This window comes from Eisenbergiella porci, assembly GCF_009696275.1.
In the GTDB taxonomy this organism is placed as follows: domain Bacteria; phylum Bacillota; class Clostridia; order Lachnospirales; family Lachnospiraceae; genus Eisenbergiella; species Eisenbergiella porci.
This window is the reverse complement of record NZ_VUMI01000020.1, coordinates 67,965-93,510: the sequence shown is the minus strand read 5'-3', so window position 1 is coordinate 93,510 and position 25,546 is coordinate 67,965. Positions and strand designations below refer to the sequence as shown.

General features: G+C 50.9%; 23 protein-coding genes. 20 read left to right on the top strand and 3 right to left on the bottom strand.

The genetic code is table 11. The annotated features are described in order from the left end of the window. Positions 1 to 303 precede the first annotated feature (303 nt). From FYJ45_RS13640 to FYJ45_RS13615, 6 genes are all read left to right on the top strand, one after another. Positions 304 to 627 carry an anti-sigma factor gene (locus FYJ45_RS13640; protein ID WP_025490208.1) on the top strand — a complete coding sequence of 108 codons (324 nt, stop codon included), beginning with the start codon at positions 304 to 306 and terminating at the stop codon, positions 625 to 627. Next, positions 624 to 3,272 carry a DNA polymerase I gene (gene polA / locus FYJ45_RS13635; protein WP_154465046.1) on the top strand — a complete coding sequence of 883 codons (2,649 nt, stop codon included), beginning with the start codon at positions 624 to 626 and terminating at the stop codon, positions 3,270 to 3,272. The genes FYJ45_RS13640 and polA overlap by 4 nt, the downstream gene beginning before the upstream one ends. A gap of 13 nt (positions 3,273 to 3,285) precedes the next feature. Then, positions 3,286 to 3,885 carry a dephospho-CoA kinase gene (gene coaE, locus FYJ45_RS13630; protein WP_154465044.1) on the top strand — a complete coding sequence of 200 codons (600 nt, stop codon included), beginning with the start codon at positions 3,286 to 3,288 and terminating at the stop codon, positions 3,883 to 3,885. A gap of 130 nt (positions 3,886 to 4,015) precedes the next feature. Further along, positions 4,016 to 4,816 (top strand): MBL fold metallo-hydrolase, encoded by an 801-nt coding sequence (locus FYJ45_RS13625; RefSeq protein ID WP_021637208.1) that lies wholly within the window; start codon positions 4,016 to 4,018, stop codon positions 4,814 to 4,816. Positions 4,817 to 4,869: 53 nt separating this feature from the next. Next, positions 4,870 to 5,142 carry an ACT domain-containing protein gene (locus tag FYJ45_RS13620; protein WP_021637209.1) on the top strand — a complete coding sequence of 91 codons (273 nt, stop codon included), beginning with the start codon at positions 4,870 to 4,872 and terminating at the stop codon, positions 5,140 to 5,142. Between the two features lie 18 nt (positions 5,143 to 5,160). After that, positions 5,161 to 6,525 (top strand): PFL family protein, encoded by a 1,365-nt coding sequence (locus tag FYJ45_RS13615; RefSeq protein WP_021637210.1) that lies wholly within the window; start codon positions 5,161 to 5,163, stop codon positions 6,523 to 6,525. A gap of 295 nt (positions 6,526 to 6,820) precedes the next feature. Here FYJ45_RS13615 and FYJ45_RS13610 read toward each other — a convergent pair whose 3' ends face one another. Continuing rightward, positions 6,821 to 8,071: a nucleotidyltransferase gene (locus FYJ45_RS13610; RefSeq protein ID WP_154465042.1), complete on the bottom strand. Its 1,251-nt coding sequence runs from the start codon at positions 8,069 to 8,071 to the stop codon at positions 6,821 to 6,823. 480 nt (positions 8,072 to 8,551) lie between these two features. On the opposite strand from FYJ45_RS13610, the gene pta reads away from it, so the two are divergent. From pta to FYJ45_RS13540, 14 genes are all read left to right on the top strand, one after another. After that, positions 8,552 to 9,553 (top strand): phosphate acetyltransferase, encoded by a 1,002-nt coding sequence (gene pta / locus FYJ45_RS13605; RefSeq protein ID WP_154465040.1) that lies wholly within the window; start codon positions 8,552 to 8,554, stop codon positions 9,551 to 9,553. A gap of 73 nt (positions 9,554 to 9,626) precedes the next feature. After that, positions 9,627 to 10,826 (top strand): acetate/propionate family kinase, encoded by a 1,200-nt coding sequence (locus FYJ45_RS13600; RefSeq protein WP_154465038.1) that lies wholly within the window; start codon positions 9,627 to 9,629, stop codon positions 10,824 to 10,826. A gap of 431 nt (positions 10,827 to 11,257) precedes the next feature. Beyond that, complete coding sequence (gene trpE, locus FYJ45_RS13595; protein ID WP_154465037.1) at positions 11,258 to 12,733, top strand: anthranilate synthase component I; 1,476 nt, start codon at positions 11,258 to 11,260, stop codon at positions 12,731 to 12,733. After that, positions 12,730 to 13,299, top strand: coding sequence for an anthranilate synthase component II (locus tag FYJ45_RS13590; protein WP_021637216.1), 570 nt, complete (start codon positions 12,730 to 12,732; stop codon positions 13,297 to 13,299). The genes trpE and FYJ45_RS13590 overlap by 4 nt, the downstream gene beginning before the upstream one ends. A gap of 56 nt (positions 13,300 to 13,355) precedes the next feature. After that, a complete protein-coding gene (gene trpD, locus FYJ45_RS13585; RefSeq protein WP_021637217.1) occupies positions 13,356 to 14,363 on the top strand; it encodes an anthranilate phosphoribosyltransferase in 1,008 nt (335 codons plus the stop codon). A gap of 11 nt (positions 14,364 to 14,374) precedes the next feature. Further along, positions 14,375 to 15,157, top strand: a complete 783-nt coding sequence (gene trpC, locus FYJ45_RS13580) for an indole-3-glycerol phosphate synthase TrpC (RefSeq protein ID WP_154465035.1) — start codon at positions 14,375 to 14,377, stop codon at positions 15,155 to 15,157. After that, entirely contained in the window at positions 15,154 to 15,840 is a 687-nt protein-coding gene (locus FYJ45_RS13575; RefSeq protein ID WP_276891688.1) for a phosphoribosylanthranilate isomerase, read from the top strand. Before trpC ends, FYJ45_RS13575 begins: the two co-directional genes overlap by 4 nt. After that, positions 15,833 to 17,017, top strand: coding sequence for a tryptophan synthase subunit beta (gene trpB / locus FYJ45_RS13570; RefSeq protein ID WP_021637220.1), 1,185 nt, complete (start codon positions 15,833 to 15,835; stop codon positions 17,015 to 17,017). Before FYJ45_RS13575 ends, trpB begins: the two co-directional genes overlap by 8 nt. After that, entirely contained in the window at positions 17,010 to 17,807 is a 798-nt protein-coding gene (gene trpA / locus FYJ45_RS13565; protein ID WP_021637221.1) for a tryptophan synthase subunit alpha, read from the top strand. Before trpB ends, trpA begins: the two co-directional genes overlap by 8 nt. Positions 17,808 to 18,076: 269 nt before the next feature. Beyond that, on the top strand, positions 18,077 to 19,468 hold the full coding sequence (locus FYJ45_RS13560) for an MBOAT family O-acyltransferase (RefSeq protein ID WP_235930797.1): 1,392 nt from the start codon (positions 18,077 to 18,079) through the stop codon (positions 19,466 to 19,468). A 12-nt stretch (positions 19,469 to 19,480) separates the two neighbouring features. Beyond that, positions 19,481 to 20,779 (top strand): GDSL-type esterase/lipase family protein, encoded by a 1,299-nt coding sequence (locus FYJ45_RS13555; protein ID WP_154465033.1) that lies wholly within the window; start codon positions 19,481 to 19,483, stop codon positions 20,777 to 20,779. Between the two features lie 96 nt (positions 20,780 to 20,875). Continuing rightward, positions 20,876 to 21,400, top strand: coding sequence for a YceD family protein (locus FYJ45_RS13550; protein ID WP_025490199.1), 525 nt, complete (start codon positions 20,876 to 20,878; stop codon positions 21,398 to 21,400). 3 nt (positions 21,401 to 21,403) lie between these two features. Beyond that, positions 21,404 to 21,586 (top strand): 50S ribosomal protein L32, encoded by a 183-nt coding sequence (rpmF, locus tag FYJ45_RS13545; protein WP_081745460.1) that lies wholly within the window; start codon positions 21,404 to 21,406, stop codon positions 21,584 to 21,586. A 364-nt stretch (positions 21,587 to 21,950) separates the two neighbouring features. Further along, complete coding sequence (locus FYJ45_RS13540; protein ID WP_154465031.1) at positions 21,951 to 22,850, top strand: hypothetical protein; 900 nt, start codon at positions 21,951 to 21,953, stop codon at positions 22,848 to 22,850. A 136-nt stretch (positions 22,851 to 22,986) separates the two neighbouring features. Here the strand turns inward: FYJ45_RS13540 and FYJ45_RS13535 are convergent, their stop codons facing one another. Beyond that, positions 22,987 to 24,738 (bottom strand): sensor histidine kinase, encoded by a 1,752-nt coding sequence (locus FYJ45_RS13535; RefSeq protein ID WP_154465029.1) that lies wholly within the window; start codon positions 24,736 to 24,738, stop codon positions 22,987 to 22,989. Beyond that, complete coding sequence (locus tag FYJ45_RS13530; protein ID WP_154465027.1) at positions 24,735 to 25,490, bottom strand: helix-turn-helix domain-containing protein; 756 nt, start codon at positions 25,488 to 25,490, stop codon at positions 24,735 to 24,737. Before FYJ45_RS13530 ends, FYJ45_RS13535 begins: the two co-directional genes overlap by 4 nt. Positions 25,491 to 25,546: the final 56 nt, after the last annotated feature.

The window sequence follows — 25,546 nt, the reverse complement described above, 5'->3', positions numbered from 1 at the left end:
GGCAGGGTTTCTGTAAGGGTCGTATAAAAACGCCGGTCCTTACGACGCGTCCTTTGCGTCGTTAGTACCGCTGCATTTTTAACCGAGCGAAAGCGTGCCCTTACAGAAACCCTGCCCGCCCCACACCCCGTCCTCTCAAGCAGCCCCCACCTTCCCTCCCAGGACCAGGAGCCACGGACAGCCGCAGGAAAACACCGGCAGACCGCACTCTTTTTTCAGGAAATTCTTTTAAAAAGGGTGGTTTTGGTGTATAGTATTAAAGAAGCCCGGATTGCCCGTCCCACAGGAAAGGAGGCCGCTCATATGGATTGTAAACAAGCAGAAAAACTGATTCCTGATTTTATCAAAGGAGAAATGGATACCAGGACGGCGAAGCAGTTCCTGGAGCACGTGGATAAATGTCCGTCCTGCAAAGAGGAGTTAAGCATCCAGTTCCTGGTAACTGTAGGAATGGAACGTCTGGAGGACGGCGAGGCTTTTAATTTGAATGATGAGCTTTCGGCAAGGCTTCAGACCGCTGAAAGCCATATAAAAATACGCCAGATGCTGCAGAGAGGGCTATATTATTTTGAAGCCATAGCGATCCTGACAGTCATTCTGGTTATGACAACGGTGGTATTTGTATGAGTAAAAAAATGGTTCTGATTGACGGGCACAGCATATTGAACAGAGCGTTCTATGGTGTGCCTGATTTGAGCAATGCCCAGGGGCTCCATACCAATGCGGTATATGGCTTCCTGAATATCATGTTTAAGATTCTGGAGGAGGAAAAGCCTGAATATCTGGCGGTGGCTTTTGACGTGCATGCGCCTACCTTCCGCCATGAGCTGTTCAAGGAGTATAAGGGGACGAGAAAGCCCATGCCGGAGGAATTGCGGGAGCAGGTGCCGGTCATGAAAGAGGTGCTTCAGTCCATGGGCATCTGTACTGTGGAAAAAGCCGGTCTGGAGGCGGATGACATTCTGGGAACCCTGGCAAAGCGCGGGGAAAAGGAAGGAATGGAGGTGGCTTTGGTTTCCGGAGACAGGGATCTTTTGCAGATAGCCAGCGACCATATCAAGATCCGTATTCCCAAAACCAAAGGCGGAAAAACGGAAATAGAAGACTATTATGCCTCTGATGTTCAGGAAGCCTACCAGGTGACGCCGGTACAGTTTATTGAACTGAAGGCCCTTATGGGGGATTCCTCCGACAATATTCCCGGAGTGCCCAAGGTAGGCCCCAAGACAGCCACGGATCTTATGGTCCAGTACGGCTCCCTGGACAACATTTATGCGCATTTAGATGAAATTACGAAGAAAAGTATCCGGGAGTCCCTGGCGGCCAACCGGGAGCTTGCGGATCTGAGCAAGGTGCTGGCAACCATCCACACGGATTGTGAACTGGATGTAACCTGGGATATGGTCAGGCTGCAGGATCTTTTTACCCCGGAAGCCTACACACTCTTTAAACAGCTGGAATTCAAAAATCTGCTCAGCCGGTTTGAAGAAGATGCGGTGACACAGAATGATCAGAAGGAAACCTTCCGCATGACCTCGGAGCTTTCCGATGCGGAGGAAGCTTTCGGTGCGGCGGAAAAGGCAGGAAAGGCTGCATTTCTTGTGCTGGAGGACGGCAGGGCGGACGGGGATTTTGCGGCCCTGGCCCTGGCAAGCGCTGCGGATCAGATTTGGATTTTCATCCCCCAGGGCTTCCTGACGAAGGAATACCTGACGGACAAGCTGAAAAACCTGGTGAAAAAGGGCGTCAAACTATCCACCTTCCAGATCAAGAACCAGTATGGGTATCTGGAAAGCGATCAGACGGAGCGGTTTTTTGATGTGCTGATTGCGGCATATCTGCTCAACCCGCTGAAAAATGATTACAGCATAGAGGATATTGCAAATGAACAGCTGGGCCTGATGATTCAGAGCCGGCAGCAGCTTTTGGAAAAGCTTTCTCTGGTGAAGGCGTCCCAGGAGAGGGAGGAGGCCTTCCGGGAATATGCAGGCTTTGCTGTATATACGATTTTCATGGCGGAGCCAAGACTACGGGAAAAGCTGCGGGAAACCGGGATGGAGAAGCTTTTTGAGGAAATAGAAATGCCTCTGACAAGAGTGCTTCATGATATGGAAGCGGAAGGCGTGGAAGTGCGTCCGGAGGAGCTGAAGGCCTATGGAGACGCGCTGGTGGAACGGATAGAGGAGCTTGAACATTCTATCCATAAGCAGGCCGGAGAGGACTTTAACATCAATTCCCCCAAGCAGCTGGGAGAAATCCTTTTCGAAAAAATGCAGCTGCCCGGCGGAAAGAAAACGAAGACCGGATATTCCACCGCCGCGGATGTGCTGGATAAGCTGGCTCCGGATTACCCTATTGTTTCGGAAATTCTGGAATACCGGGGGCTGACCAAGCTCAAATCCACCTATGCGGACGGACTTGCGGCCTATATCGGGGAAAACAACCGGATTCATACCACACTGAACCAAACGATTACCGCCACGGGAAGAATCAGCTCCACGGAGCCTAACCTGCAGAACATTCCCATGCGCATGGAGCTGGGGCGTCTGATCCGCAAGGTGTTTGTTCCCAGGTCGGGGTATGTGTTTACCGATGCGGACTATTCCCAGATCGAACTGCGCGTGCTCGCCCATATGTCCGGGGATGAGCAGCTGATTGAGGCGTACCGTTCCGATGCGGACATCCACCGCATTACGGCGGCCAAGGTATTCCACACTCCATTTGAGGAGGTGACTGACCTTCAGAGAAGGAACGCCAAGGCAGTGAATTTCGGCATTGTGTACGGAATCAGCTCCTTCGGGCTCAGTCAGGATTTGAGTATTTCCAGGAAGGAAGCGGCGCAGTATATTGAAGAATATTTTAAAACCTATCCTAAGGTCAAGGAATTTCTGGACAGAGAGGTGGAAAATGCCAAAGAAAACGGTTATTCCGTCACGATGTTCGGCCGCAGGAGACCGGTGCCCGAACTGAAATCCAGCAATTTCATGCAGCGCTCCTTCGGTGAGAGAGTAGCCATGAATGCGCCGATCCAGGGAACGGCCGCGGATATTATCAAGATTGCCATGATACGTGTCTGGAAGCGCCTGAAGGAAGAAAACCTGAAATCCCGCCTGATTCTGCAGATCCACGATGAGCTTCTTGTGGAGACTGCGGAGGATGAAATGAGCCTGGTGGCGGACATTATGGAAAAGGAAATGAAGAATGCCACTGAACTGGCGGTTTCTCTGGAAATCGACCTTCACACGGGAAAGAACTGGTACGAGGCAAAATAAGGGGAGTTTTACAATGAAGCTGATAGGTATTACAGGCGGCGTGGGAGCGGGAAAGTCACAGGTGCTTTCCTGTCTGGCTTCCCGCTGCCGCTGCCGCATCCTGCTTGCGGATGAGGTGGGAAACGAAGTCAAGCTACCCGGACAGCCCTGCTATGAACGGCTGGTGGAGCTGCTGGGAAAGGATGTGCTGGCGGAGGATGGGACCATTGACAGGGGACGGATGGCAGAAAAGATTTTTGCAGATGATTGCCTCCTTTCCCAGGTAAACGGTATCATCCATCCGGCTGTAAGGGTTTACATATTGCAGGAGGTGGAGAAAGAAAGAAGCCTTGGAAAGGTGGATTTCTTTTTCCTGGAAGCCGCTCTTTTGATAGAGGAGGGCTATGACAGGATCGTGGATGAGCTGTGGTACGTCTATGCGGATGAGGAAGTGCGCAGAAAGCGTCTGAAGGAAAGCAGAGGGTATTCGGATGCGAAGATAGACCATATATTCCACAGCCAGCTGCCGGAGGAGGAATTCCGCCGCCACTGCCGGAGAGTGATTGAAAATAACGGGGATCTGCAGGAAACCTGCCGCCAGATTGATGAGGTGCTGGCAAAACTGCAGGAGTGATGTTTTGAAGGGCGTTTGCAGTTTTTCCTTGCAAGCGGCGCCGGAATATGGCATATTAGAGAGTGTTTGAAATTACAAAGACTTTTGGTACGCCTGCAGACAGGGCGGAGGATGAAGGAGTAAGAAACTTATGAGACTGTGCAGCATTGCAAGCGGCAGCAGCGGAAACTGCATTTATGTGGGAACGGATACGACGCACGTTCTGGTGGATGTTGGAATAAGCAGAAAGCGGACGGAGGAAGGGCTGAAGAGCCTTGGTATCTGCCCCGGTGAACTGGATGCGATTTTTGTCACCCATGAACACAGCGACCATATCAGCGGGCTGGGCGTTTTTTCCCGCAAATATAATGTGCCCATTTATGCGACAACCAGGACGGTGGATGCCATTAAGGGCGCAAGGAGCCTGGGTGAAATAGACGGGGAGCTGTTTCAGACCGTAAAAGCGGATGAAAGCTTTACCATAAAGGACATGACGGTGAATCCCATGCGGATTTCCCATGACGCGGCGGATCCGGTGGCCTACCGTTTTTCCTACGGAAGGCAGAAAATCGGCGTGGTGACCGATCTTGGCACCTATAACGATTATACGGTGGAGTGCCTGAAGGGAATGGACGCCCTTCTTCTGGAGGCGAACCATGATGTGAACATGCTTCAGGTAGGGCCTTATCCTTATCCGCTCAAGCAGCGGATCCTGGGCGACAGAGGGCATCTTTCCAATGAAAATTCCGGCAGGCTGTTAAGCAGGCTGCTGCATGATAAGCTTCAGTATATCGTGCTGGGGCATCTGAGCAAGGAAAACAACATGCCAGAGCTTGCCTATGAGACGGTGAAGCTGGAAATCACCCAGTCGGATAACTGCTATAAAGCCGGGGACTTCCCGATTCAGGTGGCGAAACGTAGCGAGGTATCCCGTTTAATAGAAATCGCGTAAAGGTGAAGGCGTGAAACGGCTGCAAAATTACGAAAGAAGCGGAGGAACTTTTGATGAAGAAGACAATTATTACAGTAGTAGGACATGATACGGTCGGTATTATTGCAAAGGTGTGTACCTACCTGGCCGACAACAACATTAATATCCTGGATATCAGCCAGACCATTGTCCAGGGATATTTCAACATGATGATGATTGTGGACATGAACCATACCGGAAAGCCTTTCGGGGATATTACAGACGAATTAACCGGGCTGGGCGAAGAAATCGGCGTTATTATCAAATGCCAGAGCGAAGAAATCTTCAGTCAGATGCACAGGATTTGAAAGTAAGAGGTTTGTGGAATGATAAATATATTTGAAGTAAATGAAACCAACAAGATGATTGAAAAGGAAAATCTGGACGTGCGCACCATTACCTTGGGCATCAGCCTCCTGGACTGCGTGGATTCCGATTTATCCCGTGTAAATGAGAAGATCTACCGTAAAATCACCCATGCCGCCAAAAACCTGGTGCAGGTGGGAGAGGAAATTTCCAGGGAATACGGGATCCCCATTGTAAACAAAAGAATTTCCGTAACCCCCATAGCGCTCATCGGCGGCGCGGCCTGCAAGACCCCGGCGGATTTTGCGACCATAGCGGATACGCTGGATAAGGCGGCCCATGAGGTGGGCGTTAACTTTATCGGCGGCTATTCGGCGCTTGTTTCCAAGGGCATGACCTCCGCGGACGAGCTGCTAATCCGTTCCATTCCCATGGCGTTAGCGAGGACGGAAAGAGTCTGCAGCTCCGTCAACTTAGGTTCCACCAAGACGGGCATTAACATGGACGCTGTGAAGCTGATGGGAGAAATCATCCTGGAAGCGGCGGAATATACCAAAGAAACAGATTCCTCCGGCTGTACGAAGCTGGTTGTTTTCTGCAATGCGCCGGATGACAACCCGTTTATGGCAGGCGCCTTCCACGGCGTGACGGAGGCGGATCAGATCATCAACGTAGGCGTCAGCGGCCCCGGTGTTGTTAAAACCGCGCTGGAAAAGGTGCGCGGTGAGAGCTTTGAAGTGCTCTGTGAAACCATTAAAAAGACGGCGTTTAAGGTAACCAGAGTCGGCCAGCTGGTAGCGAAGGAAGCTTCGAGAAGACTGGGAATCCCTTTTGGTATCGTGGATCTTTCCCTTGCCCCCACGCCTGCCATCGGCGACAGCGTGGCGGATATCCTCTGTGAAATCGGCCTGGAATATGCAGGGGCTCCCGGGACCACGGCGGCGCTTGCCCTGCTTAACGATCAGGTGAAAAAGGGCGGCGTTATGGCATCCTCCTATGTGGGAGGCTTAAGCGGCGCATTTATCCCCGTCAGCGAGGATCAGGGCATGATAGACGCCGTATCCGCCGGCGCCCTGACGCTGGAAAAGCTGGAGGCCATGACCTGTGTCTGTTCCGTAGGCCTGGATATGATCGCCATCCCCGGAGATACCAAAGCAACGACCATTTCCGGGATTATCGCAGATGAAATGGCAATCGGCATGGTTAACCAGAAAACAACGGCAGTCCGCCTGATTCCTGTTATCGGTAAGACCGTGGGAGATCATGCGGAGTTCGGCGGCCTTCTGGGACATGCTCCCATTATGCCTGTGAACCAGTTTGACTGCTCTGCCTTTGTGAACCGCGGCGGAAGAATCCCGGCGCCGATCCACAGCTTTAAGAATTAGAATATGGCCGGGAGGATAACCGCATCCGCCCCGGTTCCCGCCCCTGTCCGTCCGGAGTCCTGTTTCCTTCTCCGGGCTGTGGCAGGGGTATTTTTTTATCCAGTTTCAAAAACGGGGCAGTTCGAAAAACCACCGTTTTTTCTTATGGATCAGAAAATACCCCTGCCACAGCCCGGAGAAGGAAACAGGACTCCGGACGGGCAGGGGCGGGAATCGGGGCGGATGCGGTTATCCTTCCGGTCCGGTAGGCTATGGGGCGGAAAGGAAGGAAAGGGATAAGGGAAAAAGGAAGGGGTCAGGTTATGGGGAGTTGGCGTTGGTATTCGTTGGTGAAGGGGGTGTGGTAATTTTGGCAGAGAACGGTTTGGTAAATGTGGGAGGCCTGGATGTCTTCCTGGAGCATTTGGGTGGTGAAGGGGGTGAGGAGGGGTAAGGCGGCGGATAGTTTGGGCAGGTAGGGGATTTTGGCGTTGTTTTTTATGGCGTTCAGGAGAGGAGCGGCTTTTTTGGTGAAGGCCAGGGGGCGGGCGTAGGAGGGGAAGCGGGTGCTTTTTCCGGCGTCCTGGTTTTTCTGGGTGAGGTTCAGGAGTATATGGGTGAGGCAGCGGCTGGCGCGGGCATAAGTGAGGTTTTTGGTGTTGAGGAGCTGGCAGAAGCTTTTCCAGTCGGTGTAGTTATTCAGGTTTTTCTTCAGTTTGTCGGAGAGGTCCGGGGTGATGTCTGCGTATTTTTGATAGCCGTTTTGGGCCTCCATCAAAAGGCGGTAGTGGATGAGGAGGGAAAAATCCTGTTCTGAGAGAAGACCTTGTTGGTTCAGGTGTGTTTCCCAGATTGGCCAGGTTTGTTCCGGGAGGGAGGCTTTGACGGTGTGGAAGCCGGTTCCTTCCAGAAGGGCTTTTCTGATGGCGGTGGCAGAGCTGAAGCTTTCCTGGCTGCAGGGGGCGGCCGGGAGGTTTTCTTCGTGGTAGGCGGAGCCCTGGCGGAGGATTGTGAGGGGGCGCATTTTGCTTTGGGAGAGAGTCAGGGCTTTGCAGTATTCAATTCCGAGGATGTTGTTCGGGAGGGTCCAGTATTGGGCGTCGGTTTCGTCGCTTAAATTAAGGGCTTTGGCCCTGGCGGCGGGGTAGGAGAGGCCTTCTTTTTGATTTTGTCTGATGCGTCGGCGGTATTCGTCGTCTTGTTCGGCGGAGAGGAGGGTATGGGCGGATGCGGCGATTTTTTCGGTATCTCCGGATTCGCTTCCAAAGCACAGATAATCCACAACGCCCAGGCCGTCCAGGATGGAGACGGCTCCGCCTGCAAAAAATTCTGCGCTTGCACAGGCATATCGTACCGGAAGCTCCAGTACCAAATCCGCGCCGCAGGCCAGGGCCATTCTGGCTCTGGTGTATTTATCAAGTAAAGCCGGGGCGCCCCGTTGTGTGAAATCTCCGCTCATCACTACTATTACGTAATCGGCGTCTGTCAGTTCGCGGGCTTTTTTTATTTGGTATTCGTGTCCTTTGTGGAAGGGGTTATATTCGGCTATAATTCCTGTGACCTTCATATCGGTTATTTTTCCTCCATAGGGTCTGATTGTTAATGCTACTCGGACTTTCCGCAGTTGTTTTTTATTTCCTAATCGTAACTGTGAGGGGCTGAACAGTTACTCCTAATCACAAAAAGCATATCATGTTTTTTCGGGCGGGACAATAGCGTGAGCTGCGGCTCTTGCTTTTGTACAAATTCACGGTTACTGTTCACTCCGTAACCAGTAACTGCATAAATCCATTAAAAATTGCCTGCGGCAATGGGATTTATGCACTCTTGGATCACTTTCTTACGTACTGTGCAGTAAATGCACAGTACTGTGTGAACAGTAACAATTCACGAACAATTTATGCCCATTGGTGAAATGTGCAAGATTTTGTACAATAAAATCAGGAAAATAGCCTTGTATACAAAAAAAGAATTCTGTATAATTTAGCTAGACGAAAAGTGGACGACAAAAATTGGAAGAAGTGGAATAGAAAGGAGTTTTTTGGGTATGTCTTATATTGATACGATTAAAGAGAAGGCTAGGTCTGATAGAAAAACAATTGTAATGCCTGAAACAAATGACAAAAGAACGCTGATTGCAGCCGCGCATGTGCTGCAGGAGGGAATTGCCAACATTATTATGGTGGGCAATGAAGAGAAGATTATGGACGGCGCCGGCTGGCTGGAAGTGGATCTGACCGGGGTTACGGTGATTGATCCCAACAAGACAGACAAGCTGGATGAGTATGTGGAGATCCTTTACGAAACAAGAAAAGCAAAGGGAATGACCACGGAAAAGGCAAGGGAGATCCTTTTGAGCGATCCTCTGACCTTCGGCGTGGTTATGGTAAAAGCCAATGATGCGGACGGAATGGTTGCCGGTGCGTGTCATGCCACTGCGGACGTGCTCAGGCCCTCCCTGCAGATACTCCGTACGGCTCCCGGCGTGAAGCTGGTTTCCGCATTCTTTATCCTGGATGTGCCGGACTGTGAATATGGCGAGCACGGGACCTTCCTTTTTGCAGACTGCGGTCTGAATCAGGATCCCACCTCGGAAGAACTGGCTGCCATCGCCGATACAAGCGCAAAGAGCTTCAAGCAGCTCATCGGCGCAAAGCCCATTATTGCCATGCTTTCCCATTCCACCAAGGGAAGCGCACACCATGCGCTGGTTGACAAAGTAGTTAAGGCAGTGGAAATTGCCCATGAGGAATATCCGAACCTGACGCTGGACGGAGAATTGCAGACCGATGCCGCGCTGGTTCCCAAGGTGGCCAAATCCAAGGCTCCCGACAGCGATGTGGCCGGCAAGGCAAATGTGCTTATTTTCCCCAACCTGGATGCGGGCAACATCGGCTATAAGCTGGTTCAGCGGCTGGGCAGGGCGGAAGCCTACGGCCCCATGCTTCAGGGAATTGCAAGACCCGTCAACGATCTGTCCAGAGGCTGTTCCTGGGAGGATATCGTAGGTGTTGTTGCGCTGACGGCGGTACAGGCACAGCTTGTTTAAAAAGGCATGGCAGCCGTAGCGTTCCTCATTAACCACGGCCTGTGATAAAAGAAAAGGGAAAAGGTGTTGTCCAATGAATATTTTAGTAATTAACTGCGGAAGTTCATCCCTGAAGTTCCAACTGATAGATTCGGAAAGTGAAAAGCTGATTGCAAAGGGACTGTGTGAAAGAATTGCCATCGAAGGAAGCCGGCTGGTTTATACTCCTGCGGGAGGAGAAAAGCAGATTACAGAAGCTCCCATGAGGGATCATAAGGAAGCGGTCAGCCTTGTGCTGAAGGCCCTGACGGATGAAAAAACGGGCGTGGTAAAAAGCCTTGATGAAATCGGCGCCGTAGGACACCGCTTGGTACACGGCGGGGAGCATTTTTCAAAAGCCACCCTGATTACGGAGAAAGTAAAAAAAGCGATCCAGGACTGCTGTGAGCTTGCGCCGCTTCATAATCCGGCCAACTTAATCGGCATTGAGGCCTGTGAGGCGCTGATGCCGGGAACTCCCATGGTGGGCGTATTCGATACGGCCTTCCATCAGACGATGCCGGAAGAAGCATATATGTATGCCATTCCTTACCGTTATTACCAGGATTACAAAATCAGGAGATATGGTTTCCACGGCACAAGCCACGCTTATGTTTCCAAAAGAGCGGCGGCTGTGCTGGGGCAGCCCGTTGAAAGCCTGAAAATCATCGTATGCCATCTGGGCAACGGCGCTTCCGTATCCGCAGTGAAATACGGAAAGTGCATCGACACCTCCATGGGCCTTACCCCTCTGGAAGGCCTGGTTATGGGCACCAGAAGCGGCGACATCGATCCCGCCATCATCGAATTCATTGCCCATAAAGAAGGCAAAAGCATCGATGAAATCATGAATATCCTGAACAAGGAATCGGGCGTGTACGGCCTTTCCAACGGCTTCTCCTCCGATTTCCGTGACCTGGAGGACGCTTACCTGGAAGGAAATGAAGACGCAGCCCGTGCTTTAAAAGCTTTTTCCCAGAGAGTTATCAAATACATCGGCGCGTATGTCGCGGAAATGGACGGCGCAGACGCCATCTGCTTTACCGCAGGGCTGGGAGAAAACAGCCCTATTATCCGGGATATGGTATGCGCAAGCCTGTCCTACCTGGGGATAACCCTGGACGAGGAAGCAAACCATAAACGAGGCGAGGAAATCATAATTTCCAGGCCCGGAAGCGGCACTAAGGTACTGGTAATCCCCACCAACGAAGAACTGGCGATTGCCAGGGAAACCGCTGAAATTGTAAAATCCTAAAATTTTTGCTTGCTTTTATGAAACTTTAGCGTTATAATGCAATAAAATAAAACATGAAACAACTTAATAATATTTTGAAAACCGATGATGTGGAGATAAAAATAGATCGTGCACTTACAGAGAGTCCGGAATGCTGAGAACGGACAGGACGCAGCCTGTTAAATGGACCACGGAGGGCATGGTGAAGGCAGCCGCAGAGGCTGGCCCAGTAGCCGTGACGTGAGGCATACGTCAGTTGCCGCGGATATGATAGTATCCGGCGAGAGCGCGCAGTTTATCTATTTGCGTGAATCAAGGTGGCACCGCGGGAGCAGTTTATTCACCCGTCCTTGACAGAAAACTTTTATGAGGATTCTGTCTTGGACGGGTTTTTTGTATTGCGAAGGCTTTGCCGGAGCGCACCGTCCGGGCAGGAAGCAGGAGGTATAAAAATGGAACAGATGACCCTGGAACAGGTAAAAAGAATGGCGCAGGAGGGAGAATACGGGCTGGTGCCGCTGACCAGAGAGCTTTATGCGGATGCAATAACTCCCACAGAGGTGATGCGGATTCTGAAAAATATCAGCAGGCACTGTTATATGCTGGAAAGCGCAGAGGATAATAAGCGGTGGGGCAGATATACCTTCCTTGGATATGAACCGGCGCTGGAAATTACCTGCCGCAACGGTTCGGTACAGATAAAAAACGCACTCCACACCATCCGGGCGGAGGGCGGCCCCGGGGAGTGCATCCGTCAGCTGCTGTCGGAGAACGCAAGTCCGGCGGTGGAGGGGCTTCCTCCGTTTACAGGCGGCCTAGTGGGATATTTTTCCTACGATTACATCAAGTACAGCGAACCGGGCCTTGTGCTGGATGCCGCGGATACGGAAGGATTCCAGGATGTGGATCTGATGCTTTTTGATAAAGTAATCGCTTTTGACAATTACCGGCAGAAAATCATTCTCATAGCCAATGCGAAAACGGATGATTTGGATCACACTTACAATAAAGCCATGGAGGAACTGAGGAACATGGAGGAGCTGATCCGAAGAGGACGGAAAGCACAGATCCTTCCGCTGAGGCTTCATTCCGGTTTCCGGCCGCTCTTTGAAAAGGAAGAATACTGCGGCATGGTGGAAAGGGCAAAGCATTATATCAGGGAGGGAGATATTTTTCAGGTGGTGCTCTCCAACCGGCTGGAGGCGGATATGGAAGGGAGCCTGTTTGATACCTACAGGATACTGCGTACCATGAATCCTTCGCCGTATATGTTCTATTTTTCTGGAGACAGCATGGAAATAGCGGGCGCCTCACCGGAGACTCTGGTAAAACTGGAGGACGGGAGGCTTTATACCTTCCCATTGGCCGGAACGAGGCCGAGAGGGGCGGACAGGGAAGAGGATGAACGGCTGGAAAGAGAGCTTCTGGCAGATGAAAAGGAATGTGCGGAGCACAATATGCTGGTGGATTTGGGAAGAAATGATATCGGCAGGATCGCAGGCATAGGAACGGTTAAGGTAGAAAAATACATGAGCATCCAGCGTTATTCCCATGTAATGCACATCGGATCCACGGTTTCGGGAAGCCTTCGGGAGGATAAAGACGCGCTGGATGCAGTGGATGCCATCCTGCCTGCGGGAACGCTTTCCGGTGCGCCCAAGCTGCGGGCCTGTGAAATCATTAATGAACTGGAAGATAATAAGAGGGGGATCTACGGCGGCGCCATTGGTTATCTGGGCTTTACCGGAAATATGGATACCTGCATCGCCATCCGCCTGGCCTATGCAAAAAACGGAAAGGTATTCATCCGCTCCGGCGCCGGCATTGTGGCGGACAGCGAGCCGGAAAAGGAATATCAGGAATGCATTAACAAGGCAAAGGCAGTGATGACTGCGCTTGAGATGGCGGAAGGAGGGATTGACAGATGATACTGCTGATTGATAATTATGACAGCTTTTCCTATAACCTGTATCAGCTGATTGGCTCGGTAAATCCGGATATCCGGGTTATCCGCAATGATGAGAGAACCGTAGAGGAGATTGAGGCCATGGGGCCGGAACTGATTGTTCTCTCCCCCGGCCCTGGGAAGCCCTCCCGGGCCGGTGTGTGTGAAGAGGTGGTCAGAAAGCTTTCCGGCAGAATACCGCTGTTTGGGGTTTGCCTGGGCCATCAGGCTATCTGTGAGGCCTTTGGCGCGAAAATCGGATATGCAAAACAGCTGATGCACGGAAAGACCTCGGAAGCCTTTCTGGAAGAGGAAAGCCGCCTTTTCCGGGGGATGGGCGGCTCCATACAGGTTGCCAGGTATCATTCGCTGGGGGCGGAGCCGGAGAGCATACCGGAGGAGCTTCGGATAACTGCCAGAACGGCAGACGGGGAAGTGATGGCCGTGGAACACCGGGAATATCCTGTATATGGTGTCCAGTTTCATCCGGAATCGGTGCTGACGCCCGCCGGAATAACAATAATTAAAAATCTGCTGCAGGTCTTTTAAGGCCATCCGGGCGGAGGAAACCAGTAATATATAATATAACAGAAAGGAATACAGAAATGATTAGAGAAGCAATTGCCACACTGGCAAACGGAGAAGATATCGGATATGAAACCGCCAAAACGGTTATGAATGAGATCATGTGCGGAGAGGCCAGCGACATCCAGAAAAGCGCATATCTGACGGCGCTTTCCATGAAAGGGGAAACCATTGAGGAAATCACAGGCTCGGCGGAGGAGATGAGAAATCACTGTGTCCGGCTTCTGAATGACATGGATGTGCTGGAAATCGTGGGGACCGGAGGGGATCGTTCCAATTCCTTCAACATTTCCACCACGTCCGCCCTGGTGATCGCGGCCGGCGGCGTACCTGTGGCAAAACACGGCAACCGGGCCGCTTCCAGCAAATGCGGCGCTGCGGATGTGCTGGAGGCGCTGGGCGTGGACATTACCATAGCCCCGGCCAAAAGCGCGGAGCTGCTGAAGGAAATCGGAATCTGTTTCCTGTTTGCCCAGAAATACCATACAGCCATGCGTTATGTGGGGCCGGTGCGTAAGGAGCTGGGAATCCGTACCGTATTCAATATCCTGGGTCCTCTGGCCAACCCGGCGGGAGCGAATATGGAGGTTATGGGCGTGTATGACAAGGAGCTGGTGGAACCGCTGGCAAGAGTGCTTGTAAATCTTGGCGTAAAGAGCGCGATGGTAGTGTATGGGATGGATAAGCTGGATGAAATATCCATGAGCGCGGAAACCTTTGTCTGTGAGGTAAAGGATGGCAGCTATAAAACCTACTACATCGAACCGGAGCAGTTTGGCTTTCATAAATGTGATAAGAAGGAGCTGGAAGGCGGGACGCCGGAGGAAAACGCGGAGATTACCTTAAAGATCCTTGACGGGGAAAAAGGTCCCAGAAGAGATGCGGTGGTACTGAATTCAGGCGCCGCCCTGTATATTGCGGGCAGGGCGGAAAGCATGGAGGAGGGCGTGAGAATGGCGGAGGAAATCATCGACAGCGGAAAAGCGAAGCGGAAGCTGGAGGAGTTTGCCGCCTGCTCCAGAAGCTAGGAGGATTGGGTATGATATTGGAAACCATAGCGGATAAAACAAGAGAACGGGTAGCGGAGCGCAGGAAAAGGGTCCCTTTATACAGACTGCAGGAGGAAGCGGAGAAACTTCCGGCTGTTACGGGCTTTCCTTTTGAAAAAGCCATTGCCGGGCAGGAGCTTTCTTTCATCTGTGAGGTGAAAAAAGCGTCTCCGTCAAAAGGGCTTATCGCGCCTGATTTCCCCTATCTTCAGATTGCAGGGGAATATGAAAAGGCGGGGGCTGCCGCTGTTTCCGTCCTGACGGAGCCTGATTTTTTCATGGGAAGCGACAGGTATCTGCAGGAGATTGCAGTTAAGATCCATATTCCGGTACTGCGGAAGGATTTTACCATAGATGAATACATGATATATGAGGCCAGGCTGCTGGGGGCGTCGGCAGTCCTGCTGATTTGCTCGCTTCTGCGGGAGGAGGAACTGAAGCGGTATCTCAGGCTGGCGGACAGCCTGGGGATGTCGGCGCTGGTGGAGGCGCATGACAGGGATGAGGTAAAAAAGGGGCTGGAGTGCGGCGCGAGGATTATCGGAGTGAACAACCGGGATTTAAAAACCTTTCAGGTGGATATCAGCAATTCGGTGCGGCTGCGGGAGCTGGTTCCAAAAGAAATTCTGTTCGTTTCCGAAAGCGGCATGAAGACGGCGGAGGATATCCGGATACTGGAAGAAAACGGCACAAACGCAGTTTTAATTGGGGAGACGCTGATGCGCAGCCCTGACAAGCGCAGAGAACTGGAAAGACTGCGCGGCCGGCTGTGAGCCCCCTGATACCGGCGGCTTTTCAGGAAGAAGAGAAGCAGGCGGAAAGAAGGACGAAGATTAAAATCTGCGGACTGAGCCGGACAGAGGATATCTCCTATGTTAATGAGGCATGTCCCGATTATGTGGGTTTCGTCTTCGCAAAAAGCCGCAGACAGGTGGAGCCGTCCCAGGCGGCCGCCCTTCGGAGGCTACTTCGCAGGGAAATCTGCCCGGTGGGCGTGTTTGTGGATGAAAAGCCGGAGGAGATACTCAGGCTCCTGTTTGATGGAACCATTGAAGCGGTTCAGCTTCACGGACAGGAAACAGAGGAACAAATCCGGCTTATCAGGCAGGAGAGCGGGAAAAAGGTGATTAAGGCCGTCAGAATTACGGATGGCAGGCAGCTGGGTGCATGGAAGGAAAGCAGCGCCGATTATCTGCTGCTTGACGGCGGCTGCGGAGATGGGAAGGTGTTTGACTGGTCCGTGGCGGAAAAAGCAAAAAGCCTGGGAAAGCCCTTTTTCCTGGCAGGAGGGCTGAATGCCTGCAACGCGGCGGAGGCGGTGCGGCTGTTTGAACCATATGCGCTGGATTTAAGCAGCGGTGTGGAAAACGCCGGGGTAAAGGACCGGCAGAAAATACTGGATTTTATGAGAGCGGTCAGGCTGGCCGGGAAAGAAAGGGAGAATTGCGATGAGTAAGGGACGTTTTGGTATTTTTGGAGGACAGTATATTTCAGAAACCCTGATGAATGAACTGATCCGCCTGGAGGAATGCTATGAATTTTATAAAAAGGATCCGGATTTCCTGGAGGAGCTGGATCGTCTGCAAAAGGAATATGCCGGCAGGCCTTCCCTTCTGTACTATGCGGAAAAGATGACCAGGGATCTGGGCGGCGCGAAGATTTATCTGAAGCGGGAGGATTTGAACCACACCGGATCCCACAAAATAAATAATGTGCTGGGCCAGGTGCTCATGGCCAAAAAGATGGGAAAAACCAGGGTGATCGCGGAGACCGGAGCAGGGCAGCATGGGGTGGCAACCGCTACGGCCGCGGCGCTGCTGGGCATGGAGTGCGAGGTTTTTATGGGGAAGGAGGATACGGACAGACAGGCGCTGAACGTATACCGGATGGAGCTGCTTGGCGCAAAGGTGCATCCGGTAACCAGCGGAACGCAGACCTTGAAGGATGCGGTGAATGAAACCATGCGGGAATGGACCAACCGGGTGTCTGATACCCATTATGTGCTGGGTTCCGTGATGGGGCCTCATCCTTTTCCTACTATAGTGCGTGATTTCCAGAGCGTAATCAGCAAAGAGGCGAGGGAGCAGATTCTGGAAAAGGAAGGAAGGCTTCCGGCAGCGGTTGTGGCGTGCGTGGGCGGCGGCAGCAATGCCATGGGAATGTTTTATCGTTTTATTGAGGATGAGGGCGTGAAGCTCATCGGCTGTGAGGCCGCGGGAAAAGGCGTGGACACACAGCTGCATGCGGCTACCATGGCTAAGGGGACGCTGGGAGTGTTCCACGGGATGAAATCCTATTTCTGCCAGGATGAATACGGACAGATAGCGCCGGTTTATTCCATTTCCGCAGGGCTGGATTATCCCGGGATCGGGCCGGAGCACGCGTATCTGCACGATACGGGAAGAGCGCAGTATGTGCCGATAACCGATGAGGAGGCTGTGGAGGCCTTTGAATATCTGGCGCGCACGGAGGGGATTATCTGTGCGATAGAAAGCGCCCATGCGGTGGCCCATGTGATGAAAACCGCAAGGCAGTACGGGCCGGAAGAAAATATTATTATCTGTCTGTCAGGCAGAGGCGATAAGGATGTGGCGGCTATAGCGCGCTACAGAGGGAGGAAGCTTTATGAGTAACATAAAAAATGCATTTCAAAACGGAAAGGCTTTTATTGCCTTTCTTACCGCGGGGGATCCGAATGCGGATAAAACGGTGGAATATATTCTGGAAATGGAGAAGGCAGGGGCCGATCTGGTGGAAATCGGCATTCCCTTTTCCGATCCGACGGCGGAGGGTGTGGTGATACAGGAGGCCAATATCCGCGCCCTCGGCGCAGGGATGACCACGGACGGTGTGTTTGATATTGTACGCAGGGTCAGGGAAAAATCTCGGATTCCGCTGGTGTTCCTTACGTATCTGAACCCGGTATTCCACTATGGTTATGATCGGTTTTTTGAAAAATGCGGGGAGCTTTCCGTGGACGGCATCATCATTCCGGATCTTCCGTTTGAAGAAAAGGGGGAGCTGGCGCCTGCGGCAACAGCACATGGCGTGGATCTGATTTCCATGATTGCGCCTACCTCTAAGGAACGGATTCGGAAGATTGCTTCGCAGGCAGCAGGCTTTCTCTACATCGTCTCTTCCATGGGAGTAACCGGTGTAAGGAGTGAAATCACCACGGATTTAGGCGCCATTGTCAAAGAGATCCGGGAAGTTACGGATGTCCCCTGCGCGGTGGGCTTCGGTATCAGCACGCCGGATCAGGCCCGGCAGATGGCGGCATTGTCCGACGGGGCTATTGTGGGCAGCGCTATTGTGAAAATTATCGCCGAAAAGGGAGGGCAGGCCGGGGAAGCTCTTGCGGAATACGTGAGTAAAATGAAGGCCGGCGTATGTGCCGCCAGGGAGGCGCAGAAGAGCCTGTAAGGCGCTTTGCGGCAGCAGATTGTAAATTATTACAGTAATATTAAGATTTCATTAAGTTAAAAAAATCGCGAAAATTCTCTTTTCATTCCTATTAAAATGTATTATGCTTAATAGGCCGTGGCAGGTCATTTTATGTCGTAATCAATATGGCGGGCGGAATGCAAATGCATGGTCCAATGCCGGGACAGTGGGGCTGGGGCCGCGGTAATACTGAATTAGAAATGACGTTTGGAGTGGAGAATGTGGCAGGATTTGAAATAGGAAAGATAATGAGTGAGAATAGCCTTGTATTCAGCAGTCTGGAATTCCTTTTTCGGTTCCTGCCTGTTTTTCTGGTTATTTTTTATCTCACCCCTGTAAAATACAGAAAAATTGTACTTTTTATCAGCAGTATCCTGATGTATGCCTGCGGGGAGCCACAGTTTGTCCTTTTGCTGCTGGCGTGTACGGCGCTTAATTTCCTTATCGGGCGGAATATGCGCACGGATCCCGAATCGCCCTGCCCGCACAGCAGGTGGCGGCATAAGAAGCAGCGGAAATGGCTTCTGCTGGCGCTGGCAACGGATGTGGGAGTGCTTGCTTTTTTCAAAATTGGAAATGCTGCGGACAGCAATATCCTCCTTCCCCTGGGAATCAGTTTTTATACCTTTAAAATGATTTCCTATCAGATGGATGTTTACCGGGGAAAGGCGGAGGCTGCCGGTTCCTTCTGGATTTTCGGCTCTTACATATGCATGTTCCCGCAGCTGACAAGCGGCCCTATCATGCGGTATGGGGATGCGCAGGACAGCCTGGAGGCGCCCCGCTGTACGCCGCAGCAGTTTGAAGAGGGCCTGCGGCTGCTTGTAATCGGTCTGGGGGCCAAGGTGCTGCTTGCGGACAAGCTGGGACTTTTATGGAATGATATCCAGACCATCGGTTTTGAAAGTATTTCCACGCCCCTGGCCTGGCTGGGAGCGTTTACCTACTCCCTGCAGCTGTATTTTGACTTCGAAGGCTATTCCCTGATGGCGGTGGGAATCGGCATGATGATTGGGCTGCCTTATATTAAGAACTTCAATCAGCCTTACATGGCTGTTTCGGTCAGTGATTTCTGGCGAAGGTGGCATATGACGCTGGGAAGCTGGTTCAGGGACTATGTCTATATTCCCATGGGAGGCAACAGGAAAGGGCTGCCCAGGCTGGTTTTGAACCTGTGTGTTGTCTGGCTGCTGACAGGGCTGTGGCACGGCGGAAGTGTGAATTTCCTTGTCTGGGGCATTACGGTAGGCGTTTTTGTGATTCTGGAAAAGCTTATATATGGAAAGTGGCTGAGCCGGCACAGCGTGCTGTCCCATGTTTATGTGTGGATTATAATCCCTCTTACCTGGGTGATTTTTGCAGTGACCAGCCTGAAGGATCTGGGCATTTATTTCGGCAGGCTGTTCCCCTTTTTCGGTGTGGGAGAAACGCTGAATCCCGGGGATGTGTTCAAGTATCTTTCCATGTACTGGTGGCTGCTGCTGGGCGGTATTTTCTTCTGCATACCGGCGGTATCCGTATGGTTTAACAGGCATAAACGGAAATGGTATGGATATGCGCTTGTGCTGGTGATTTTCTGGGCGGCTGTTTACCAGCTTTCGAATGCGGCTAACAATCCTTTTATGTATTTCAGATTTTAAGGTGGCATAATAATGAAGAATTGGAAAAAATGTCCGCTCTTTCTGCTTTTGCTTGTGAGCGGGCTGGTAATAACAGGAGCCGGGTACGCAGGTGAGCACAGTATCTATGCAGCCTACAGTAAGCCGGACGGGTGGATGACGCCGGGGCTGTCTCTGGTTTTTCAGGGATGGAAGGACGGCGTGTATCCGTGGGAGCTGTTCGGCAGTAGCGATGCCAGCCAGACGATGGCGGAAGCGGGAACAGATACTGAGAACAGCGTTTTGCAGGAAACGCAAGCCCTGGAAAATGTTCCGGATACGGCGGAAATGCCGGAACCTGAGGAAACACAGGCTACCCAGGATTCGGATAATGGGTCAGATCAGGCTGAGGGAAACGGGCAGGGCAGTGTATCGCAGAACTCGGTCAGCGGCAATTTCCTGGCGGGGGACGGACTGGTATCAGGCAATCCCGTGCAGCCGATGTATGATAAGTTCGGAAAGCTGATCAATCAACCGGCTCCGGAGCAGATAAAGCAGGAAATTCCCATGCAGATACCGGACGGCGGAGGCGTATCCGAAAATCAGGTTCCGGCTGAAGGGGTAGGGGCTTCCCAGGCTGAGAACCCGGAAAATGCGCCGGAGAACGGAGCACAGAGCCAGGAACAGCTGGCAGAGGGGCAGGAACAGCAGGGTGCTTCGGAAGAGGATACCAATAAAACATATGAATTCACTACGGTGAGCGAGGATTATTTTAATGACGCGCTGTTCATTGGGGATTCCAGAACGGTGGGATTGTGTGAATACGCAGGAATGCGGGATCGCGCTACCTTCTATGCGGCGACCTCGCTGACGATTTATAATGTATTTGAATCGCCCAAAAAGGTGGCCCAGCTGGACGACGGCACGAAGGTGACGATTGAAGAGGCACTGTCACAGAAGCAGTTTAAGAAGATCTATATAATGCTGGGAATCAATGAGCTGGGAAGAGGGACAACGCAAAGCTTCTTTACCGTTTATGCCGACACTGTGAACCGGATACGACAGCTGCAGCCGGAGGCTATTATTTTCGTACAGGGAATCATGCGCGTAAGCGGTGAAAAGAGCCGTACGGATAAGGTGTTCAACAATGCCGCTATTAATGAAAGGAACGAGGCGCTGGCAGCCATGGCCAACAATCAGGATATCTTCTATCTGGAAGTAAATGATGCGGTCTGCGATGCCAACGGCGACCTGGTGACGGAATATACCTTTGACCAGATACATTTGAAAGCGAAGTACTACCAGCTTTGGAAGAATTATCTGCTGGGACATGGTATTGTGCGGGATGAATAGAAGGAAAATTTGGTGGTTGACAAAATGTGCATGGTTATGTATAATTGTTGAAGTGCGAATGGGATTCGGCTTGACCGGATTCGTTGGGAGTCTACTATGTTAATCAATTTGACAGATGTCTTTACAGAAGAAGAAAAGTCTGTTACAAAAGAGGTTCCTCTGGAGCTGACAAGCATACGATTTCAGGGTGAGGATTTCAGGATTCTTGAGAAAACACCCGTCAGGCTTACTCTTGCCAACAATGGTCAGGGGAGAGCGTTGATTGAAGCAGATGCAGAGGTGACTGTGGAGTTGAAATGTGACAGGTGCCTTCGTGAAGTAACAAGAGAATTTGCGGTTCACGCTTCTGTGGCTGCCGTATCGCCCGATGTGGCTAATGCGGAGGAACAGGATGAGGAAAGCGGATTCCTGGAAGGATATCAGCTGAATGTAGACAGCCTGATAAGCAATGAAATCATTACATGCTGGCCGATGAAAATTCTCTGTAAAGAGGACTGCAAAGGACTTTGCAGTGTCTGCGGGAAAGATTTGAATGAAGGGACATGCGATTGCGACACCTTTGTTCCGGACCCCAGAATGGCGGCAATTATGGATATCTTTCGTGAGAACAAGGAGGTGTAAGTAATGTCTATCTGTCCTAAGAATAAATCTTCTAAATCCAGAAGAGATAAGAGAAGAGCAAACTGGAAAATGAGCGCTCCGACACTGGTTAAGTGCAGCAAATGCGGCGCACTGATGATGCCTCACAGAGTTTGCAAGGCTTGTGGCTCATACAACAAGAGAGAGATCGTTTCCGTAGAAAACTAATTGTTATCCCGCTTTATTCCCGCGAGCAACGAGCCAAGTAGCCATGCTTGCATGGATATTTGGCGACTGCCGCGAGGGTCAAAGACCCCGTTGCTTGTAGCGGGGTCTTTGATTAAGCGGCAGGGAACACAGAACAGTCTATCATGGAAATCCATCGTATTTCAGTTTTGAAATAGATGGATTTCTTTTTTTACTATTTGCCGGTGAGAGAAGGAATGGTTGGTTAACATGCAGGAATCGTGTATAATAAAGTACGGGTGCGGATGCTCAGGAATGGGCAATTGATAATGAAACACAATGATGACTGCGGCGGAGGGATGTAAGGGCGGCTGCAGGGACTGCAGGAAATGGAGGAGTAATTAATATGCGGAAAAAGAAGTTAACAGTTCTTATTTTTGTCAGTCTGGCGTTTTTGCTGACAGCATGCGGCAGACAGGGAAGCGGGAAAGAGACTGCGGCGGAGGAACCGTTGAAAATAGAGACAGAAGCCGGAAATACCCGAAAGGAAGAAACGCAAACACCGGCAGACGGAACAGAAAAAACGGCGCCCGGAACGGATATGCAGGAGCAGGAGGGAAAAGTACCGGAAACGGATGCGGGTGACGATGAAGTGAAAGGCCGCTTTGAAATATTCGAGGTAACACAGGATGGACTTCTGGCCTGTGGAATGGACAATGCCTATCCGGGGCTTTGCCGCATCGGGCACGGAAATATCCTGGAAAACCAGGACGGTGAAACGATAGGGCTGTCTGCGCTGGTTCCGGGAATGATAGTGGAGCTGACCTGGAATGGAGGTGTGGAGGAAAGCTATCCGGCGCAGTTTACTTATTCCGCTCTGAAGCTCACCGGGGAGTCGGGAAACCCGGAATTTTTGCTTTATCTGCAGCTGCTTCAGGATTTGGCGAAGACAGATCCGGGACTGAATGAAGGTATTACGGAAAGCTATTTTGATTTTACGTCGGTTGCCTCTTTAAGCGAAGGGGAGAAAGAAGGGCTGGCTTATCTGGGAGGCACGTATTTCGGCGGATTCGGTTCTCAGTCCACACAGGAGGAACTGGCTGCGCAGGGGATCCTTGATCGGGAAAAGGGAATAGAAAACGGGATTCTTGTAACGATAGAGGAGCTTTCCAACCAAAATGGAAAAGTGACCTGCAATGCGGAAAAATACAGAAGCGGAACCGGCGCTTATTATTTTCATGATGTGACTGCGGAATATAAGAACGGGGAATGGAAATATGAGATTGGTGCGGAAATGATAAGCTGAATGATGGCGCCGGGCTTTTATGGTCTGTCCGCTGTGTTGGCTGTAGGTATGGTGTAAGTGACATATGGTTTCATAAAAAGAGTGGCTGCCAGGCGAAATATAAAACCGGCGGCCACTCTTTTTCGTTTCGATAATTTCAGGGTTTAGGACTGTTTTTCTGCAGCGGTATTCTGATAATGACTTCAGTGCCGTTGTCCGCCTCACTGTTTATTATCAGGCCCAGATTATCTCCGTAGGAAAGCTTCAGCCTCTCGTTTACGTTTTTTATCCCGATATGCGTTGTTTCACAGGCGAAAAGCCCCTGCATTTTGTCGGGGGGAATGCCGCAGCCATTATCGCTTACCCGGATAAAGCATATTCCTTTTTCCTCTGACAGGGCGATAATAAGCCTTCTGGGCTGTTTGCGGCTGCTGCGCAGGCCATGCTCGATGGCATTTTCAACAATGGGCTGCAGTATCAGGCAGGGAATAGGCAGCTCCAGAAGAGTTTCCTCCAGCTGATATTCCACAAGGAAGGAATGGCTTGTAAGAATCAGCTGGATTGAAATATAAGCCTTTATGTTCTCCAGTTCATTCCGTATGGTGGTAGTATCCTGCCCTTTATTCAGGGAAGTCCGGTAAAAAAGTGTCAGAAGCTGCACTGTTTCACTGATTTCGGTTTGCTCCGCTATAATAGCCCGTGCGCTTATCAATGAAAGCGTATTGTAAAGAAAATGCGGGTTAATCTGAGCGCGCAGGGCGTTCAGCTGATATTCCTTTGCTTTCAGCTTCTGTACATAAGCTTCATCAATAAGAGAACGTATCCTTTTCAGCATGGAATTAAAGGTGTGAATCAGCTTTCCGATTTCATCATTCCGGTTGGGGATAATCAGCAGCTCATGCTTCTCAATGTCTGCCAGGGATATTTTGCTTATCACCCCGGTCAGCTGTCTGAGGGGGGAAAGGATAGAGTTAACGGTAAAAAAGGTGAGCAGGAAAAGTATGGTGAAACAGAGGGCTATCAAAAAGAATGAGGTAAAGATTGTCCGTTCTACCGTCCCTTTCACATTGCTGATAGGACTGTAATAGTAAATAGTCCATCCGGCAGATTCTACAGGCGCTGAAAGAAAAATATAGCGGCTGCCGTATTCCTCCACGGTTTTTTCATAATCCGTCAGCAGCTCCTGTGCATTCACAGGAAAGTCATCCCCGGGGAAGGAATGGTACTGATAAATCAGGGAATTGTTTTTTCCGGCGATAACAAGACCATAGGCGTCCTGGCTGATGGAATTGGTGCAGGCGAAAAAATTCTTATAATCCATTTCCAGATACAGATAATTGTCAAATGGATAGGAGGGTATCTTGGGAAGCATACGTATGGATGCCAGGCTGGGGCTCTCCTTTGTGCCGGTTACTATCCAGCTGGGAGTATGGATATCCTTTATTTCCGGAAACCAGGGTTCTGTTTCCAGATCTGACAGACTGTTTACCAGATTTTTGTGGGGGAAAATCCCACAGGAGGAATAAAGCAGGATATCGGTAACCTCCGGAATCAGGCATTTATAAATGTATAGCTCCGGTTTTATGATATTGCTGTAGGCAGTATACATTTTGAAATAATCTTTCCCGTAGTCCACATTGATTGCGCTTATAATATCGTCATTATTATAGATTACATTTGAAAGATTAATGGTGTCATTTATCTGGGCATCCAATTGGGAGATGCTTTGATTGAGCGCATTGCTCAGCATGGATTGTTCATGGGAAAAAAGCTGCTTCCCCAGGGCGGCCTTCAATACTATCAGAAGAAGGAAAAGCGCCGAAAAGGAAGCGATGATATAGATACAGATGAGCTTTGTCTTAAGCTTCATATCACGTATATATCGGAAAAACAGGTCTAAAGTTCTCATAATGATTTCCCTCCGGAAAACTGGTTGTGCTGCTGACGGTATTTTTCAGGGCTGATTCCGAAATGCTCCGTAAAGGAACGGATAAAGTAGGCACAGTTCTGGTAACCGACAGAGGCGCTGATGGCTGTGATTTTCTGCTGTGTGGTTTCCAGCTGGCGGCAGGCCTGATTGAGCCGGAAGGTCTTTATGTAGCGGTTCAGGTTCATTCCCGTTTCTTTCTTGAAAATCCGCGACAGATAATCAGGATGGAGATAGGAAATTTCTGCCAGTGCCTCCAGGCTTAAATTCTCCTGATAATGAGTGGAGATATATTCGCAGACAAACCGTACCTTTCCGTTTGCAGAGTCCAGGTTTTTAATTTCCTGTTTATTTTCAGAAGGCTCCGGGGGCGTATCGGAGAGAGACAGTTTCATGGCCTGTACCGTCGGCAGAAGCTGTTCCGGGGCAGGCATGGAAGAAGAAGTTCCGCGAAACGGCAGATGGTACATATTCTTAAGCCGTTCCACAAATTTATCTGCCCTTTTCTTTGCATTGCCGCATTCTTCATCCGCCGGGATTGAAAAATCCACAGCAAGCAGAAGAAATTGGGAATCAATGGGAATACATCGGGCGGGATAATTAAAAAACTGGCTGGCAAGCTGACAGATTTCAGCCTTCAGGTTAAAGAGGGAGCTGAGGCTTCCGGACTCGGCTGTCAGTAACAGCAGTTCCCCTTTATCAGGCATCAGGCTGCGGATCTCCCTGGGCAGCATTCCGTCTTTTCCGTTTTCTGGAACTGCTATCTTGCGCCGCTTGCGGATGACGGAAA

Coding starts and splice junctions, on each gene's coding strand:
- FYJ45_RS13640 (WP_025490208.1), top strand. CDS start 304: ATGGATTGTAAACAAGCAGAAAAACTGATTCCTGATTTTATCAAAGGA.
- polA (WP_154465046.1), top strand. CDS start 624: ATGAGTAAAAAAATGGTTCTGATTGACGGGCACAGCATATTGAACAGA.
- coaE (WP_154465044.1), top strand. CDS start 3,286: ATGAAGCTGATAGGTATTACAGGCGGCGTGGGAGCGGGAAAGTCACAG.
- FYJ45_RS13625 (WP_021637208.1), top strand. CDS start 4,016: ATGAGACTGTGCAGCATTGCAAGCGGCAGCAGCGGAAACTGCATTTAT.
- FYJ45_RS13620 (WP_021637209.1), top strand. CDS start 4,870: ATGAAGAAGACAATTATTACAGTAGTAGGACATGATACGGTCGGTATT.
- FYJ45_RS13615 (WP_021637210.1), top strand. CDS start 5,161: ATGATAAATATATTTGAAGTAAATGAAACCAACAAGATGATTGAAAAG.
- FYJ45_RS13610 (WP_154465042.1), bottom strand. CDS start 8,071: ATGAAGGTCACAGGAATTATAGCCGAATATAACCCCTTCCACAAAGGA.
- pta (WP_154465040.1), top strand. CDS start 8,552: ATGTCTTATATTGATACGATTAAAGAGAAGGCTAGGTCTGATAGAAAA.
- FYJ45_RS13600 (WP_154465038.1), top strand. CDS start 9,627: ATGAATATTTTAGTAATTAACTGCGGAAGTTCATCCCTGAAGTTCCAA.
- trpE (WP_154465037.1), top strand. CDS start 11,258: ATGGAACAGATGACCCTGGAACAGGTAAAAAGAATGGCGCAGGAGGGA.
- FYJ45_RS13590 (WP_021637216.1), top strand. CDS start 12,730: ATGATACTGCTGATTGATAATTATGACAGCTTTTCCTATAACCTGTAT.
- trpD (WP_021637217.1), top strand. CDS start 13,356: ATGATTAGAGAAGCAATTGCCACACTGGCAAACGGAGAAGATATCGGA.
- trpC (WP_154465035.1), top strand. CDS start 14,375: ATGATATTGGAAACCATAGCGGATAAAACAAGAGAACGGGTAGCGGAG.
- trpB (WP_021637220.1), top strand. CDS start 15,833: ATGAGTAAGGGACGTTTTGGTATTTTTGGAGGACAGTATATTTCAGAA.
- trpA (WP_021637221.1), top strand. CDS start 17,010: ATGAGTAACATAAAAAATGCATTTCAAAACGGAAAGGCTTTTATTGCC.
- FYJ45_RS13560 (WP_235930797.1), top strand. CDS start 18,077: ATGAGTGAGAATAGCCTTGTATTCAGCAGTCTGGAATTCCTTTTTCGG.
- FYJ45_RS13555 (WP_154465033.1), top strand. CDS start 19,481: ATGAAGAATTGGAAAAAATGTCCGCTCTTTCTGCTTTTGCTTGTGAGC.
- FYJ45_RS13550 (WP_025490199.1), top strand. CDS start 20,876: ATGTTAATCAATTTGACAGATGTCTTTACAGAAGAAGAAAAGTCTGTT.
- rpmF (WP_081745460.1), top strand. CDS start 21,404: ATGTCTATCTGTCCTAAGAATAAATCTTCTAAATCCAGAAGAGATAAG.
- FYJ45_RS13540 (WP_154465031.1), top strand. CDS start 21,951: ATGCGGAAAAAGAAGTTAACAGTTCTTATTTTTGTCAGTCTGGCGTTT.
- FYJ45_RS13535 (WP_154465029.1), bottom strand. CDS start 24,738: ATGAGAACTTTAGACCTGTTTTTCCGATATATACGTGATATGAAGCTT.
- FYJ45_RS13530 (WP_154465027.1), bottom strand. CDS start 25,490: ATGCTGCCCAGGGAGATCCGCAGCCTGATGCCTGATAAAGGGGAACTG.